Here is a 15,769-nt window from a genome sequence, read left to right on the forward strand (position 1 = left end):
AGCGTATGAAAAACTCCGGACTGAAAAAACAGGCGAAACTGATTCCCGGCTATATTCTGGTCTGCGCCTGGGTGCTTTTTACCTTTGTCCTTATCGGCTGGATATTCCGGGCGTCGCTTTCGACCACGGCGGCCATATTTTCGAACACCATGTCCACATCGGGGATCCACTTTGTAAACTACTGGAATGCCCTGTTTCACCATAACATAGCGGGCTATTTCGTCAATTCGATCATATATACGTTTTCTTCGGTATTTCTCGCGGTCTGCATCTGCGCCCCCGCCGCCTACGGCCTTTCGCGGTTCCGGTTCCGGGGGAACAAGCTGCTCCAGAGTATGTTTATTGCCGGACTCGGCATCCCGACCATCATGATCATCATGCCGCTGTTTTCACTGATCGCGTCCATGAAGCTTACCAACAACCGGTTTGTGCTTATTCTGCTGTACATCGGTGTGGTTCTGCCCTTTACGACCTACTACCTGATGACCTTCTTCCGGAATCTTTCCCATGAATACGAAGACGCCGCCGCCATCGACGGCTGCGGCCAGGTGGCGACTTTCTGGCGGATCATGCTGCCCCTGGCGCAACCGGGCATAGTCACGGTGGTGGTTTTTAACTTCATCACCATCTGGAATGAGTTCTTTATTTCCCTGATCTTCGCCAACGATACGGCCCTGCGTCCGGTTTCGGTGGGACTCTATTCCATGGTCAACTCCATGCGGTATGTCGGCGACTGGGCGGGCATGTTCGCGGTGGTGGTCATTGTATTCCTGCCGACCTTTATTCTCTATATCGCGCTTTCGGAAAAAATTGTCAGCGGTGTCACCTCCGGCGGGTTAAAGGGGTGACCTAAAAAAAGCTGATCAGGAGATTGTCTCATGGCTGCCTACGTCTCGGCCCTTACCATCCCCGGCGCTCCCCTGGAGGGCGAAAACCCGCTCCCGGTTTTCCGGGAGCTCAGCCATGCATCCAATGTACAGGATGACGGTACCCTGGAGCCCGATGAGCTGGAAGGTTTCGGAAGAGAGACAGCGGCCCGGGTGCTGCCGTATACGATGCAGGACCGCTACACCCGGTCCCGCAGGATGCTTACCCTGAAGACCATTGTGCTGGAAAACGGCCTGCTCCGGGCGGTTTTTCTGCCGGAGTACGGGGGACGGCTGTATTCACTGACCGAGGTGAAAACCGGCCGGGAGCTTTTGTTTACCAACCCGGTGTTCCAGCCCGCCAACCTGGCCCTGCGGAACGCCTGGTTTTCCGGCGGAATCGAATGGAACATTTCCCAGAAAGGCCATACCTTTACCACCTGTGATTCCGTTTTTTTCGCTCTATTAAAAGATGAAACCGGAACGGATTTTCTCCGCATGTACGAGTATGAGCGCCAGAAAAAACTGTTCTGGCAGATTGACTTTCATCTGCCGGAAGGCAGCGCGTATCTGCAGGCCCACGTCAGAATCGTGAACGACCGGGACACGGCCACACCGATGTACTGGTGGACCAATATCGCCGTCCCGGAAACCGAACGTACCAGGGTGTTTTCGGCCTCCGCAGAGACGGTCTTCCAGAACAAGGAAGCGTCCTTCCGCTGGATGACGGAGCATAATATCGAAATGAACAGCGCGAATTTCCGTGCCGCCCCGGTTTTCTTCGGCCACGCAGAACTGCCGTACCTTACGAACGGGCAGGGGCGGCACGCGGATTTCGATGTTTCCTATCCGATGCGGTATAACCGTTCCAACGAGTATTTTTTCAAGAACCCCGCCGGACTTGCCTCTCCCTGGGAAGCCGCGGTGCAGGATGATGGGTTTGTCTTTTTCGAACGCTCAACCCAGCCGCTGCGGTACCGCAAGATGTTCTGCTGGGGCGCGCACCGGGGAGGCCGCCGGTGGGAGGATTACCTCGCGCGGCCCGGGGAGGGCGCCTACGTTGAAATCCAGGCGGGGCTCGCGCCAACCCAGGTCCATGGCATGGTGATGCCGGAGAACAGTGTTATTGAATTCACGCAAATTTTCGGCGGATTCACCTGCGCCGATCCGGACCGCTGCCATGATGAATGGACTAAGTCAAAAGTTTTTATTGAAAGTGAGATCGATGAACGGCTTCCGGCACGGGAGGTCCTCGCCGCGGACAGCCGCCTCCGTTCGATGGCCGAACTGCCGGCGGAACGGCTGCTGCATCACGGCTCCGGCTGGGGCGCCCTGGAGGAAAACCGCCGCCGCTATGCCGGTGACAAAGCTATTCCAAAGGGGTTTGTTTTTCCGGAAACGACCCTTGGAGAACGGCAGATGCCCTGGCTGCTCCTGCTGCGGGAAGGACGGCTGCCGGATCTTGACGCCAATACACTTCCGTCGTCATGGATGGTGGATAACGCCTGGCAGCAGCTGCTGGAAGCGGCGGCGGATACGGGAAGTCCCGCCGCGCTGCTGCATCTTGGGGTAATGCAGTATGAAAACGGCGCCCACGAACACGGAAAAAACCTTTGGCTTAAAGCTGCCGATCTTTTTCCCCATCCGGTGATATACCGTAATCTCGCCTGCGTATGTCTGCAGCACGGCGATCCGGGCCGGGCCGCCGAATGGATGGGCAGATCCTCAGCGGCGGAACAGGGCCGTCTGGACAGAGCCTTTGCAGAGGAATACCTCATGCTTTTGATTGAAGCAGGGCGTTTCGGTGAAGCCTGGCACTTCTATGAAGATCTGCCGGAAACCCTCCGCGGCCATGAATACATCCGGATCCTGGCGGGGCAGGCGGCCATTGAAGTTGGAGCTTATGATTATCTGCGGACCCTGTTCAGCCATGAGTTTGCCGCCATCCGTGAAGGGGAGAGTATTCTGACGGATTTATGGTTCCGCTGGCAGGCGGTTGAACTGGCGGGGCAGCGCGGTGTGCCATACGACGCCGCGCTGCTGGAGGAAGTCCGGCGCACCCTGAAGCCGCCGGAAATTATTGATCTTCGGATGAATACAAACATCTAATATTTTCTTGCTAAACCAAAAGAGTCATGAGAAAATTATTCTTCGGAAAAAAAAATCAAAAGGAGAATTATATGATTCAAGGAATTAAAAAATACGTTGCCCTGTCTGCGATTCTGGGAGCGGTATTTTTCGTAGCCGCCTGCAGCACCGCACAGGGAGCCGCGGATATCCCCGAAGGAACCAAGGTCTCGTTTCAGATCCTGTTTACCAGTGATACCCACGGCAGTTTTACGAATTACAATTACGCCACCGGCAGGGAAACCGTCGGCGGCCTTACCAAAGCAGCGTCCATTATCAGCCGGGAAAAAGCCGGTTTCCCCGGACCTACCCTGGTGATTGACGTGGGTGATACGATTCAGGGAAACGGGACAAGCTATTTTATAAACAACAAGGATTTTATACCCTATCCCAATGTGGCGGCTTTTGAAGTGATCGGCTATGACGCGGCCACCCTGGGCAACCATGAATTCAACTTCGGTATTGAGGCAATGTACCAGGCCTTTGACGGGTTTACCGGTGAGAAACTCATGGCCAACGTGACCTACAATGACGGCAGTTACCTAAAGGGATTCCAGCCGTACCATGTGTTCACCATGCCCCAGGGACTCCGGGTCGCGGTGATAGGCGTCGTAACCCCCAACATTGAACGCTGGGATCAGGGGAACATGCGGAAGGACGGCCTCAGGGCGGAAAGCGCTTCCCAGGCGGTACGGCGGACCATTGACGAGATCAAGCGCAAAAACCTGGCGGATATCTTTGTCCTGGCGGCCCATATGAGCACTGAAAATGAATACGGCACCGAAGGCTCCGGCGCCTTGGATGTGGCAAATATGAACCCCGAACTGGCGGTCATCATGGGCGCCCATTTCCACACGATCAGGGGAACCCAGGATAAGCAGGTCGTCCTGGGAAATCCCGGGGTCAAATACGCTGAAAACAAGAACGCCGCCGCGTCGGTGGGCAAGGTGATCATCACCGCGGTTTATGAGAACGGCCAGTGGGTGATCCCCAACAAGACCGGCGATTACGCCGGTTCCGGGGTCCAGACGGATATTATTTCTGTCACTGCGGATACACCCCAGGATCCCCAGGTAGCTGCGGCGGTTGCCAAAGCCCATGAGACGGTGCGGCGCTACGTCAGCGAAACCGTGGTGGGATACCTGACGGGCGGACCGCTCGTGCCGGAACCGGAAATCAAAGGTTCCTATGAAGGCTACCTCCGGGACACCGCCCTGGCGGACCTGGTTAACAAGGTAATGATGCACTTCACCGGCGCGGAAATCGCCGGCGGCGCTCCGCTGGATACGAACTCAAATCACCAGCCCGGGCAGATCACCATCGCCGGGGTTGCCACGATTTACAAGTACGACAACAATACCCTGTACAAACTCCGGATGACCGGCGATCAGGTAATAAAGTGGATGGAATACAGCTACAGCTATTTCACGCCCACTGTCAACGGTACGGCGGACCATACAAAACCCGCCTTTAATCCCGCTACGGACCTGACCATTTCCACCGGGGCAATCCGGGATTACAACCAGGACCAATTCTCGGGGATTAAGTATGAAGTGGACCTGACCAAACCCGTGGGGCAGCGTATCAGGGTCCTCAGCATGGCCGACGGCAGCCCCTTCTCCCTGACAAAGGAATACATCATCGCCTGCAACGATTACCGGGCATCAACCCAGCTTCTGAATACCTCCGAAACCGGGGTGTTCAAACCCGGCGAAAAGATCGCCCAGCTGATCGAGGCGGATGTCCAGTCGCCTTCGGGGCTCACCAGCATGCCCGACCTGATCATCGAATACATCCGGATGCAGCCCAACCAGACCATCACCAACGACTGCGATAACAACTGGCGGTTCGTCAACCTAAACTGGGACCCGGCTCTGCGGGCCAAGGCCGTGGAGGCGATCAACAGCGGCCGGATTACCACGGACTTCAAGTCCCCGGTAACCAAGGCCCAGGTAGAAGCCCTGCGGTAAATCAATCCGGCAGACAGCCCCTAAAGTTTTTTAGGGGCTGATTTTTTATGCCTGATTCCGCAATAAATAACCGTATAAAAAAATACGCGGAACTGTTATAATTGATCTAATGCAGATTTTGTCAGCCAACGGAGAGATCATCCTAAAACAGCTTCTGGAATCACGGGGAACAGTTTCCATCAGCAAACTGCAGGAATACTGCAACTTGTCCCGGAAACACGTTGCCTACGAATTGCAGTTAATCGATGATCTCCTCAGAGAAAACGGCGCCCGCATCCATGGGACCAAGGGAAAGGGATTTGAAATCAAAATCCTTTTCCCGGAAGAATTTGCCGGGTTCAGCAATGATTTTCTCCATGATAAACAGCGCAATCAGTATCTTCATTTTTCGCGGAACTTCCTGGCGTATAAAATACTTTTTGATCTGGTTCTCAATGAGCGGTTTTTCAGCATCGATGAATTAACCCAGATGTATTTCTATTCCCGGGGCACTATTTCAAAAAGCATTAAAACCGTAAAAACCCTGCTGAACAAATACGGATGCACCCTGATCTCCAGGCCGAACTACGGCATGAAATTTGTGGGAACCGAATGGAATACCCGGATCTGTCTTATTTACACGGATAAAATCGCATTCCGGATGAGCTCGGTGATAAAGGATTCAACCGATGAAGGATTCGGTAAATTCATCGACAAGGACCGGTACCAGCTTCGGGACATTGAACGTATTATCCAGGAAGTTTTTAACCAGTACAATCTTAAAATTCCCTATATTTACCTGACGAAACTGAAACTCTATGTGGTTATATCCCAGACCAGGGCTGACCAGTACGATCTCCTGGATTTTAATGAGACACAGAAAAGCGAAATCCTGGAAAGTCCCTATGCGGTTCCCGCGGAGGCCATCGCCGAACGGCTCAACTCCCTGGGCTATACCATCCGCCGGAAAGATATTGACGCGATCACCGTTTTCCTGCTCTGTTTCTGTTCAAGAATCAGCGGCGGTGACTATGACCGTCCGGAAACAGCGGAGCAGTGCAGAAATGATACCCTTGATTTAATCGGCTATATCAGAGATTTGTACTTCGGTGTGGATAACTACCTGGATAATGAGTTTATCCGTGAATTTTCCTGCTTCCTTCTGGGGCTTAAAGCCCGCACTGTATTTCAGCTGCCCGTGGATGAAGAAAGTGTATACCAGGTAAAACAGGATGGTTCGTTTATATCGGATATATGCCGGGATTTTGCCGTTTTGTATTACCGGAAATACGGCATCAAACTGCCGGAGCCGGAAATACTTTCAGTATATTTTATTATCCATAATTCCTTTTCCCGGTACACCCAGCGGGAGGCTAATTACAGAATCATCCTGGTTTCCCGTTACGGGATTCATTTTTCCAGGAACGTGGCAAACCGGATATTGGAAGAATACCCCTCCAAGATTATTTCCATTGATGTGGCGGAGTTTACCGATGTCGCGTATATGGATATGCAGCCCTATACGTTTCTGCTTACCGATATTGAACAGGACCGGTACAATTTTATTGAGCTGCCCATTATCAGGCTCGATTTTTTCCGGTTTCCCGGACAGTCCCTTTCCCTGAATAAATACCTCTCCATTCTGCTCCGGTCGGAACTGCAGGGCCTTATTAAGGACGGCAATGTAATCAAAAACAGGATTTTTAAAACTAAGCTGGAAGTCTACGGGTACCTGGCGGACCATTATATCAGCGCCGGCCGGCGGGAAGAATTTATCCGGGAATGTTCCGACAACAATACTTTTCTCAGTGACGAACGCGGCAACCGGATCGCTCTGGTATCAGCGGACAGCCGTTTTTACGGCAAAAAGGAAATTGTCCTTATCACCGGAAAAACAGCCTTTCTCTGGGATAACGAACCGGTGCAGATGATTGTTTTTTTCAACAGAAAAAACAGACCTTATGTCGAGATAAAGACACTGAATTCGATGCTGATAACATTTATGCACGCCAGTGCGGGGCTTGTCGAACAGATATCCGCCAGCAATGCCGATGAAATCATAGAATTTATTGTCGGCAGTATTTACCCTTAAAGACCACAGACCGCGAGTATTCAAAAAAACAGGCACCTACCTGGGAAATTATTTGTATTGAGTTCTCCAAATTCCAATTTTACACTGAATCATCAGGAATGACCCGGATAGCTGCCGGTTCTGCGGAGGGCTGCGTAACCTGCGGCGTAACTTTGTTTTTGGAGGATCCTATGATCATGGCACTGCGGCTTGATGAAGATTTAATCAACAGCCAGTCGATTAACGGCTGGTGTGAATCATTAGCCGCAGACAGCATCATCATTGCCAATGACCAGCTGGTTACGGATGGGGTCTCTTCCATGGTTCAGAAAATGGCGGTACCAAGAAACATTAAAGTCGCGATCAAGGAACTGCAGAGCGCCCTGGTACTGCTGCAGGACCCGTCCTTCGGCGATCTGAAAATTCTGATTATTGTTGATACCCCCGGGGATCTTTTACTGATCCTTGAACAGCTGCCCGCCGGTATTCCTGTGTATGTGGGAACCTACGGGAGAAACAACGCCGGGCATTCTGACGCGGTCCAGCTGGCACCGGGTTTCAGGGTTACAGCGGACGAAATAAAACTTTTCCAGAAGGTCTTTGCCTTGCAGGAACATACGGTTTTCCAGCGGACAGCCGCGGAGGAACCGGTCCCCTTGGGGAACTTACTGCAAGAAAATAATATTTTTTAAAGGAGACACAAAAATGAAAAGGTCTGTATGGTTTTTCCCGGCGGTTATTCTGGCGGGAATGCTGCTTGCCGGATGCGGTTCCGGTGAAAAATCGGGTACCGCCGCGGGTACATCAGGTGCGGCGAAACGGGATGTCATATCCCATCTGCGGGTCGGGATCAACGCCGATGTGGCTGACCTGGCTCCGTATTCCGCCGGCGGAAACGGCCGCAACAGTATTATGTTTGCCCTCTATGAGTACCTCGGTTCACTGGAAAGCGTGGGCGGTGAGCTGAAAGGGCAGATCATGAAGGATTACGTTACCAAGGACGGTTCGGTTTACGATATCACAATATACGACTACGTGAAGGACACCGCGGGCAACCATCTTACGGCGGATGATATTATCTTCAGTTTTAATAAAGCAAAGGAAAAGGGAAACAATACCAATACCCGGCGCATTGTACGCATTGAAAAAACCGGCGACTATTCCGTCCGTTTGGAAATTGACGCGAATTATGTAGGAGGGTTTACCGCGGTTCTCGGAGCGGTTCCGATAGTTTCCCGGAAAGCGTATGAAGCGAGTTCCAATGAAATGGCCGCAAATCCCGTGGGAACCTCGCCGTACCGGGTAAGCAGCTTTATCCCCGGATCCAGTGTGACCCTGGAACGGACCGACAGCTACTGGCAGACCGATGAGTCACTCCGGACAGTGTACGCCACCGCCAATCCCGTGAAGATAACCTATACCACCATCAAGGAAGCGGCCCAGATGGCAATCGCCCTGGAAACCGGAAACATTGACCTCGGCCTCTCCCTGGACGCCATGGAGGCAACCCGGTTCATGGCCGGCGGGAACAGCTCAAAGGGTTTCACCGTATTCCAGGAAATAACCAATATCGGAAACCAGGTATATCTTTCCGGTGATCCCAAGGGACCGTTCTACAGCAACCCCGATCTTCGCCGGGCCGTGCTCTACGCCATCGATAAGCAGGGGATTGTTGACGCGGTACTCAGAGGCTATGGGGTAATTGAGTATACCTTCGGGGCTGAATCATTCGGTGATTTCCAGCCGCAGTGGAAGAACGAGGATTATTTTAACTACAATCCCGAAAAAGCAAAGCAGTTCCTTGCGTCGGCCGGCTACAGCGGAAATTCCCTCAGGATCATGACCGACAATACGGCTCAGCGGAACAGGGTTGCGCAGATCATCCAGGGATACCTCCAACAGGTAGGTATCAAGTCGGAAATCCTGCAGTACGACAGCGCGCTCTTTAATTCATACAAGACCAAACCCAGTGAATGGGATCTCTGCCTCGACAATACCGGCGCGTCCGATTATGTGGTGAGTGTGTGGCGCAGCAAATTCGATGCCCGGCAGTACCAGCTCGGCTCCACCAACGGCTGGAAGGATGATACCATGCAGCGGCTCCTGGAGACGGCTCTTTCCTTTGACGGGCATACCCCCGCGAACGTAAATGCCTTCCATCAGTATTTTAAGGAACAGGCCTACGCCATGGGTCTTTTCAACCATACTTTCTTTACCGTTGCGGTTGACAATATTTCCGGCGTCAAGTTTGACAGCAAGATGTTCGTAATATGTCCGGCTATTGAGGTATTTTAATTCGAATATTCAGGATCGGAATTCCCGTTAAAATCAGAATCAGCGGGAATTCCGAAATGAAGGATGGAGCACTATGGTTAAATTTATCCTCAAACGATTGATCTGGATGGTGCCGGTAGTTCTTGGGGTGACGGTTTTTCTTTTTACACTTCTTTATTTTGTGCCGGGCGACCCGGCGGTGGTTATCCTGGGCGCCAACGCTACCCAGGCCGAACTTGAGTCGAAAAGAGAAGACCTGGGGCTGAATGATCCGTACCTGGTACGGCTCAGCCGATATATGGTTGACGCGTTCCTGTATTTCGATTTCGGCAAATCCTACATTACCAACACCAGCATTACTTCGGACTTGTTAATCCGTTTTCCCAGGACCTTCCTGCTGGCTTTCAGCTGTATTCTCCTATCCATCGTTGTGGGGGTGCCCCTCGGGGTCAACGCAGCGGTTCACCAGAACGGGTTCGCGGACAGGGCCTGCATGTTCCTGGCGCTGCTGGGAGTTTCCATGCCGGCTTTCTGGGTCGGCTTGATGCTGGTCCTGGTATTTTCCCTGCGGCTGGGATGGCTGCCCCCTTCGGGCATCGGCGGTCTTCAGTATTATATACTGCCCGCTATTGCAAACTCCTTCGGGGGTATCGCGAACCAGGCCCGGCAGACCCGTTCCAGCATGCTGGAGGTTATCCGTTCCGATTATATTACCACCGCCCGGTCAAAGGGGCTTTCGGAGCGGAAGGTCATTTATTCCCATGCCCTGCCCAACGCCCTTATCCCGGTCATAACCATTGCGGGCTCATCCTTCGGCCGTATGCTGGGGGGTACCCTGGTAATCGAAACGGTCTTTTCCATTCCCGGAATCGGCAGTTACATGATCGGCGCCGTGAACAACCGGGATTATCCGGTTGTAATGGGCTCGGTTATTTTCCTGGCGATTTCCTTCAGTATGGTCATGCTGCTGGTGGATCTTATCTATGCCTATGTTGATCCCCGTATCAAAGCCCAGTACATGAGCGGCTCAAAAAGGAGGCGGCACCATGCCTAATAATCAGCTTGCTGCCATGGCAGCGGATCCAGAAATCCGTAAGCACAGTAATTTTGCGGCCCTCATGGGCCGGCTCCGGAAAAACAACGCCGCGATGCTGGGACTTATTATTTTCCTTGTCCTTGTGCTCATTGCGGTTTTTTCTCCCCTGATCATGCCGTATCCCTATGATCACATGGATTTAATCAACGCCTATTCCCCTCCGTCGGCGGAACATTGGTTCGGTACGGATGATCTTGGCCGGGATGTTCTGAGCCGGATTATGTACGGCGGACGCTATTCCCTGAGCATCGGCATTATTGCCACCGGTTTTTCCGTTTTGATCGGGATGGCCATCGGCGCCGTGGCGGGATACTTCGGCGGCAGGGTAGACAACCTGATCATGCGTTTTATGGATATTATACAGGCGGTTCCCGGTCTTCTTCTGACCATCGCGATTTCCGCGGTCCTGGGGTCCGGCTTTGATAAAACCATCATGGCCCTGGGCTTAAGCAATATTCCGAACTACGTCCGGATCGTCAGGGCTTCCATCATGAGTATCCGGAAAATGGAATACCTCGAAGCGGCGGAATCCATCAACTGCAGGAACAGCCGGATCATTCTGCACCATGCCCTGCCGAACGCGCTTTCTCCGGTTATCGTCCAGGCAACCATGGGTGTTGCCAATACGGTGCTGACCGCGGCGAGCCTCAGTTTCATCGGTCTCGGTGTTCAGCCTCCGACCCCTGAATGGGGGGCCATGCTTTCGGCGGGAAGGAATTTCATCCGTGATTATCCCCACATGGTCATTTTCCCGGGGGTTTTTATCATGATCTCGGTCCTTGCCCTTAATATGCTGGGGGACGGACTCAGGGACGCCCTCGATCCCAAGCTGAAAAATTAATGAGGTACAACCATGGGAAATAATCCTTTTTTATCAGTTGATAATCTGGTGGTGGAGTATACCAGCGAAGGCCAGACAATTCACGCGGTCAATCATGTATCGTTCACCCTGGAACGGGGGAAAACACTGGGGCTCGTAGGAGAAACCGGAGCGGGAAAGACCACCATCGCAAAGTCTATCCTCCGTATCCTTCCCGATCCTCCCGCGAAAATCAAAGACGGCGCCATCAGTCTGGAGGGTGTAAACCTCCTGGAGCTGCCCGAGACCGCCATGTACAAAATCCGGGGAAGCAGAGTATCCATGGTTTTCCAGGATCCCATGACCGCCCTCAACCCGGTCATGCGGGTAGGCAAGCAGATCGCCGAGGTTATCCAGCTTCATAACAATATTTCCAAGGCCGAAGCGGTAAAACGCGCGGAGGCCATGCTGGAGATGGTAGGAATCCCAACTGAACGGTACAACGAATATCCCCACCAGTTTTCCGGGGGCATGAAACAGCGGGTGGTTATTGCCATCGCCCTGGCCTGCAGTCCTGAACTGCTGATTGCCGATGAACCCACCACGGCTTTGGACGTAACTATCCAGGCCCAGGTTCTGGAAATGATCAGCAAACTGAAGCAGGAAAAAAACATGGCCCTGATCCTGATCACCCATGACCTTGGTGTGGTCGCTGAGGTATGTGATGAAGTCGCGGTGGTTTACGCCGGTGAAATCGTGGAGTACGGAACAAAGGAAGATATTTTTGACCATCCGGCCCATCCCTATACCCGGGGACTTTTCGGAGCCCTGCCGGATATGGACAGCGATACGGACCGGCTTTCTCCCATCACCGGACTTCCGCCGAACCCGTCGGATCTGCCGAAGGGCTGCTACTTCAGCCCCCGCTGTCCCCTGGCGGAGGAAAAATGCCTGTCCGCTCATTTTGACCTTACCGAATATCAGCCGGGCCATACGTACCGCTGCTGGAAGCAGGTAACCCAGGAGGCACCCCGTGGCACCGTTAATTGAAGTCAGGAATCTTAAAAAATACTTTGATACTCCCAAGGGTTCGCTCCACGCGGTGGATGGTGTCACCTTTACCATCGGCGCCGGCAGGACCATGGGGGTCGTGGGAGAATCGGGCTGCGGAAAATCAACCCTAGGCCGGGTTATCATTCATCTCCTGGACAATACCGGCGGAACGATTCTCTTTGACGGCGAAGATATAAGCAGGGTAACGAAGAAGACCCTCCGCCGTCTCCGGGAAGACATGCAGATCATTTTTCAGGATCCTTTTTCATCCCTCAATCCCCGGCTCACCGTGGAGGAAACAATCAAGGAACCCCTCCTGCTGTCAAAAAAATATTCCAAGAAGGATCTCGAACTGGAAACTCTCCGGCTGATGGACATGGTGGGAATAGACCGCCGGCTCATGCGTTCATATCCCCATGAACTGGACGGCGGACGGAGGCAGAGGGTAGGGATCGGACGGGCTTTGGCGCTCAACCCGAAATTCATTGTCTGTGACGAACCGGTTTCGGCTCTGGATGTTTCAATCCAAGCCCAGGTACTGAACCTGCTCCAGGATCTGCAGGATCAGTACGGACTGACCTACATGTTCGTCACCCACGACCTGTCGGTGGTACGGCATATTTCCGACGACATCTGTGTAATGTATCTCGGGCAGCTGATCGAAACATGTCCCTCAAAGGAACTGTTCAGAAATCCCCTGCATCCGTATACAAAAGCGCTGCTGTCGGCAATTCCCAAAACGGATATCCATAACAGGACCAAACGGATTCTCCTGAAAGGTGAAATTACCAGTCCCATAAACCCGAAACCCGGATGCCGTTTTGCCGCCCGGTGTCCCCATGCCGCTGAACAGTGCAGGGAACCCCAGGTATTGGAAGAAATATCTCCCAGCCATTTTACCGCCTGCTGCCGGGTCCGTGAATTGTCAAAGCTATAAAAGAGGAATTATTGAATCATGAATGTACAGGCTAATCAAACAGAATTTCCCGGGGATAACCAGAACGTACCCTGGTACCGGAACGGGCAATTCATTCTTATTTTTATCATCGCATTCCTGGTTTACAGTTCCAGCAATATGCTCAGTCTGACCCTGCCGAAATTCGCCAGTGAGATGGGCGCTACCAGCCAGATGGTCGGAACCTTAGCCGGGATTTTCGCGACCTGCGCGCTGCTGATGCGGCCTATCTCCGGGCAGGTCGTTGATAATGAGGATAAGAAAATCACCCTCCGGATTTGTCTCCTGGTTCTTCTGGTTTCGGTTTTCGGACTGACGCTGTCAACGAATTACTACATGCTGCTCATCTTCCGCGGACTGAACGGCCTCGCGTGGGGGATTGGATCAACCCTGTGCATGACCATCGCCACAAGCTGCTTTTCCAGCAGCAATATGGCCGCCGGCATCGGTATCTACGGATTGGGGCAAAGTCTGGCCCAGACCATTGCCCCAATGTTTGCCCTGCCCATTGCCGGGACCATCGGGTACAACGGCCTGTACTGGGTAAATGTCTGTCTCATGGTCATGTGTCTGCTGCTTACATTCCTGATGAAATTTCCCGCGAGAGAAAAGCATGAACGGCATTATTCATTGAATATAAGAAAGATGATCTGTTTTCCCGCGTTTCTTCCGGCGGCGATGACCATGTGCAACAGCATCGCGAAATCCTCAATCACCGCGTTCCTGGTTATTTATACCGGAACCATGGGCATTGAAAACATCGGCCTTTATTTTTCCGTACAGGCGGCGGTGATTTTTATAAGCCGGCCCCTGGTTTCGAAACTGGCGGATACGGTGGGAACCATGAAAATACTTATTCCCTGTGAAATGCTGACCATCGCGGGACTGATACTCATTTCCCGGTCGCAAAGTATCGGCGGGTTTATTCTCGCGGCGGTAATCATGGGCATCGCCGTGGGCGGCGAACAGCCGATCCTGATGGGCGAATGTGTCAAAAGCGTTCCGCCGGCCCAGCGGGGCAGTGCCAGCAATACAAGCTATATCGGCACCGACCTGGGAAATATTATCGGCAGCAACTTCGCGGGTTTCCTGGTCGCATCCGTGGGGTACAGCTTCATGTATATGTCCTATACCCTGCCGGTTTTAATCTGCACCATCATATACGTCATTCTCTATTCAAGAAAACTGAAAACCATACCAATAGGAGATTTAAATGCAGAACCAGACTGAACAGACCTCTTTGTATCCCATGGTGGAATTCAAGGAAAACACCTTTGAACTCGACGAATTTGACTGCGCCAGTATTTTTGTGCTGGTCGGCACGGAAAAAGCCCTGGTTATCGATACCGGAATGGGCATAGGGAATTTACGCAGGGCAGTGGAACGGATAACAAAAAAACCGGTTACCGTGGTAATAACCCATGCCCACGTAGACCATATCCAGAATACCCACCAATGGGGTGAATGCTACATCAATGAACTGGACATGCCCATGTTTGTGGATGATGTGGAACGGCGCAAATACGACGCCAAGCTGATCGCGAAACGCCAGGGCGGTATCTACGCCTATGACCTTGACCGGGATATAACCCCCTGGACCTGCCAGCCGGTTCTGAACCCCCTCGTTGAAGGCCAGTCATTCGACCTCGGAGGAGGGCGTATCATCACAGCCTATTGGGTTCCGGGCCATTCAAAGGGCCACATGATGTTCCTGGACGAACAGTCCCGGAGCCTGTTTGCGGGGGATTCCCTGAACAACAATCTGGGCGTCGCCGGAACCATGGATCCCTCAAAACCGAACTATGTCGGGATCAAAGGCGTCCTTGGGGGACTGGAAAAAATGAAAGCCCTGGAAGGTTCTTATGACGGAATCTACAATGGCCACCACGATTTCCGCGCCCTTGGGTTGCCCCTGGACCAGGAAGTGCTGCCCAATGCCATTGATATCTGTCATCAGATCCTGGACGGTACCTGCACGGTACAGCAGAAGCCCAACCCCCTGCACAACGACCGTACCATGAATTATGTGCAGAAAGGAAATTCCTGGCTTTCTATTAATCCCGATTTTATATAGATACAATCCGGAAAAACCGCCGCAGCCAGCTGCCAGACAAACCGATCCTGACTGGCCCGCGGTTCCGTTTAGGCTATTTTGAAAACGGCTGTATTTTATTTAACAAGATATCTGGTGTTATTTTCCGGCTGGGATGACAATTCCAGAATACCATCATTCCTGATATTCCATGTATATAAAACCAGAGAATTAATAATTATCTTTTCTCCATCCGTAATTACGGAAAAGGAAGCCGCTTGCCCATAACCCCGGTCTATGGTCATACTGTAATCGGTAAATTCAACCCAATCATTTTCGTTTTTATTGGCCCCGTCCGAATCACAGGCATACCATTTTCCACGAAGTTCCGTTGGTATAGGATCGTCATCAACATCTTCACATCCGGAAAAGGAAAAAACCAAAAGAACGGCCAATAAGATTAAACATGTTTTCTTTCTCATTTTTAAAGTATCCGGCAATAATAATAAAATTCTTAACTTATTAATTTTAATACCATACTATTTTT

General features: G+C 52.2%; 13 protein-coding genes. 12 read left to right on the forward strand and 1 reads right to left on the reverse strand.

Annotated features, from left to right (window positions below):
- The first annotated feature begins 5 nt into the window (after positions 1 to 5).
- From JFL75_RS04040 to JFL75_RS04095, 12 genes are all read left to right on the forward strand, one after another.
- Complete coding sequence (locus JFL75_RS04040) at positions 6 to 848, forward strand: carbohydrate ABC transporter permease (protein WP_215625416.1); 843 nt, start codon at positions 6 to 8, stop codon at positions 846 to 848.
- A gap of 30 nt (positions 849 to 878) precedes the next feature.
- Complete coding sequence (locus JFL75_RS04045) at positions 879 to 2,975, forward strand: DUF5107 domain-containing protein (RefSeq protein WP_215625417.1); 2,097 nt, start codon at positions 879 to 881, stop codon at positions 2,973 to 2,975.
- Positions 2,976 to 3,046: 71 nt separating this feature from the next.
- Positions 3,047 to 4,963, forward strand: coding sequence for a bifunctional metallophosphatase/5'-nucleotidase (locus JFL75_RS04050; RefSeq protein WP_215625418.1), 1,917 nt, complete (start codon positions 3,047 to 3,049; stop codon positions 4,961 to 4,963).
- A gap of 109 nt (positions 4,964 to 5,072) precedes the next feature.
- Positions 5,073 to 7,034 (forward strand): BglG family transcription antiterminator, encoded by a 1,962-nt coding sequence (locus JFL75_RS04055; RefSeq protein WP_215625419.1) that lies wholly within the window; start codon positions 5,073 to 5,075, stop codon positions 7,032 to 7,034.
- Positions 7,035 to 7,204: 170 nt separating this feature from the next.
- Complete coding sequence (locus JFL75_RS04060) at positions 7,205 to 7,705, forward strand: PTS sugar transporter subunit IIB (RefSeq protein ID WP_215625420.1); 501 nt, start codon at positions 7,205 to 7,207, stop codon at positions 7,703 to 7,705.
- A 13-nt stretch (positions 7,706 to 7,718) separates the two neighbouring features.
- Positions 7,719 to 9,308: an ABC transporter substrate-binding protein gene (locus JFL75_RS04065; RefSeq protein ID WP_215625421.1), complete on the forward strand. Its 1,590-nt coding sequence runs from the start codon at positions 7,719 to 7,721 to the stop codon at positions 9,306 to 9,308.
- Between the two features lie 73 nt (positions 9,309 to 9,381).
- Positions 9,382 to 10,341, forward strand: coding sequence for an ABC transporter permease (locus JFL75_RS04070; protein ID WP_215625422.1), 960 nt, complete (start codon positions 9,382 to 9,384; stop codon positions 10,339 to 10,341).
- Positions 10,334 to 11,224: an ABC transporter permease gene (locus tag JFL75_RS04075; protein WP_223292758.1), complete on the forward strand. Its 891-nt coding sequence runs from the start codon at positions 10,334 to 10,336 to the stop codon at positions 11,222 to 11,224. Before JFL75_RS04070 ends, JFL75_RS04075 begins: the two co-directional genes overlap by 8 nt.
- A 12-nt stretch (positions 11,225 to 11,236) precedes the next feature.
- Positions 11,237 to 12,232: an ABC transporter ATP-binding protein gene (locus JFL75_RS04080; protein WP_215625423.1), complete on the forward strand. Its 996-nt coding sequence runs from the start codon at positions 11,237 to 11,239 to the stop codon at positions 12,230 to 12,232.
- On the forward strand, positions 12,216 to 13,172 hold the full coding sequence (locus JFL75_RS04085) for an ABC transporter ATP-binding protein (protein WP_215625424.1): 957 nt from the start codon (positions 12,216 to 12,218) through the stop codon (positions 13,170 to 13,172). Before JFL75_RS04080 ends, JFL75_RS04085 begins: the two co-directional genes overlap by 17 nt.
- An 18-nt stretch (positions 13,173 to 13,190) precedes the next feature.
- On the forward strand, positions 13,191 to 14,420 hold the full coding sequence (locus JFL75_RS04090) for an MFS transporter (RefSeq protein WP_215625425.1): 1,230 nt from the start codon (positions 13,191 to 13,193) through the stop codon (positions 14,418 to 14,420).
- Positions 14,404 to 15,264, forward strand: coding sequence for an MBL fold metallo-hydrolase (locus JFL75_RS04095; RefSeq protein WP_215625426.1), 861 nt, complete (start codon positions 14,404 to 14,406; stop codon positions 15,262 to 15,264). The genes JFL75_RS04090 and JFL75_RS04095 overlap by 17 nt, the downstream gene beginning before the upstream one ends.
- Before the next feature lie 95 nt (positions 15,265 to 15,359).
- Here JFL75_RS04095 and JFL75_RS04100 read toward each other — a convergent pair whose 3' ends face one another.
- On the reverse strand, positions 15,360 to 15,704 hold the full coding sequence (locus JFL75_RS04100; RefSeq protein WP_215625427.1) for a hypothetical protein: 345 nt from the start codon (positions 15,702 to 15,704) through the stop codon (positions 15,360 to 15,362).
- Positions 15,705 to 15,769 lie beyond the last annotated feature (65 nt).

Source organism: Breznakiella homolactica (genome assembly GCF_016616095.2).
Classification (GTDB): Bacteria; Spirochaetota; Spirochaetia; order Treponematales; family Breznakiellaceae; genus Breznakiella; species Breznakiella homolactica.

Coding starts and splice junctions, on each gene's coding strand:
- JFL75_RS04100 (WP_215625427.1), bottom strand. CDS start 15,704: ATGAGAAAGAAAACATGTTTAATCTTATTGGCCGTTCTTTTGGTTTTT.
- JFL75_RS04055 (WP_215625419.1), top strand. CDS start 5,073: ATGCAGATTTTGTCAGCCAACGGAGAGATCATCCTAAAACAGCTTCTG.
- JFL75_RS04070 (WP_215625422.1), top strand. CDS start 9,382: ATGGTTAAATTTATCCTCAAACGATTGATCTGGATGGTGCCGGTAGTT.
- JFL75_RS04045 (WP_215625417.1), top strand. CDS start 879: ATGGCTGCCTACGTCTCGGCCCTTACCATCCCCGGCGCTCCCCTGGAG.
- JFL75_RS04095 (WP_215625426.1), top strand. CDS start 14,404: ATGCAGAACCAGACTGAACAGACCTCTTTGTATCCCATGGTGGAATTC.
- JFL75_RS04065 (WP_215625421.1), top strand. CDS start 7,719: ATGAAAAGGTCTGTATGGTTTTTCCCGGCGGTTATTCTGGCGGGAATG.
- JFL75_RS04060 (WP_215625420.1), top strand. CDS start 7,205: ATGATCATGGCACTGCGGCTTGATGAAGATTTAATCAACAGCCAGTCG.
- JFL75_RS04090 (WP_215625425.1), top strand. CDS start 13,191: ATGAATGTACAGGCTAATCAAACAGAATTTCCCGGGGATAACCAGAAC.
- JFL75_RS04040 (WP_215625416.1), top strand. CDS start 6: ATGAAAAACTCCGGACTGAAAAAACAGGCGAAACTGATTCCCGGCTAT.
- JFL75_RS04075 (WP_223292758.1), top strand. CDS start 10,334: ATGCCTAATAATCAGCTTGCTGCCATGGCAGCGGATCCAGAAATCCGT.
- JFL75_RS04050 (WP_215625418.1), top strand. CDS start 3,047: ATGATTCAAGGAATTAAAAAATACGTTGCCCTGTCTGCGATTCTGGGA.
- JFL75_RS04080 (WP_215625423.1), top strand. CDS start 11,237: ATGGGAAATAATCCTTTTTTATCAGTTGATAATCTGGTGGTGGAGTAT.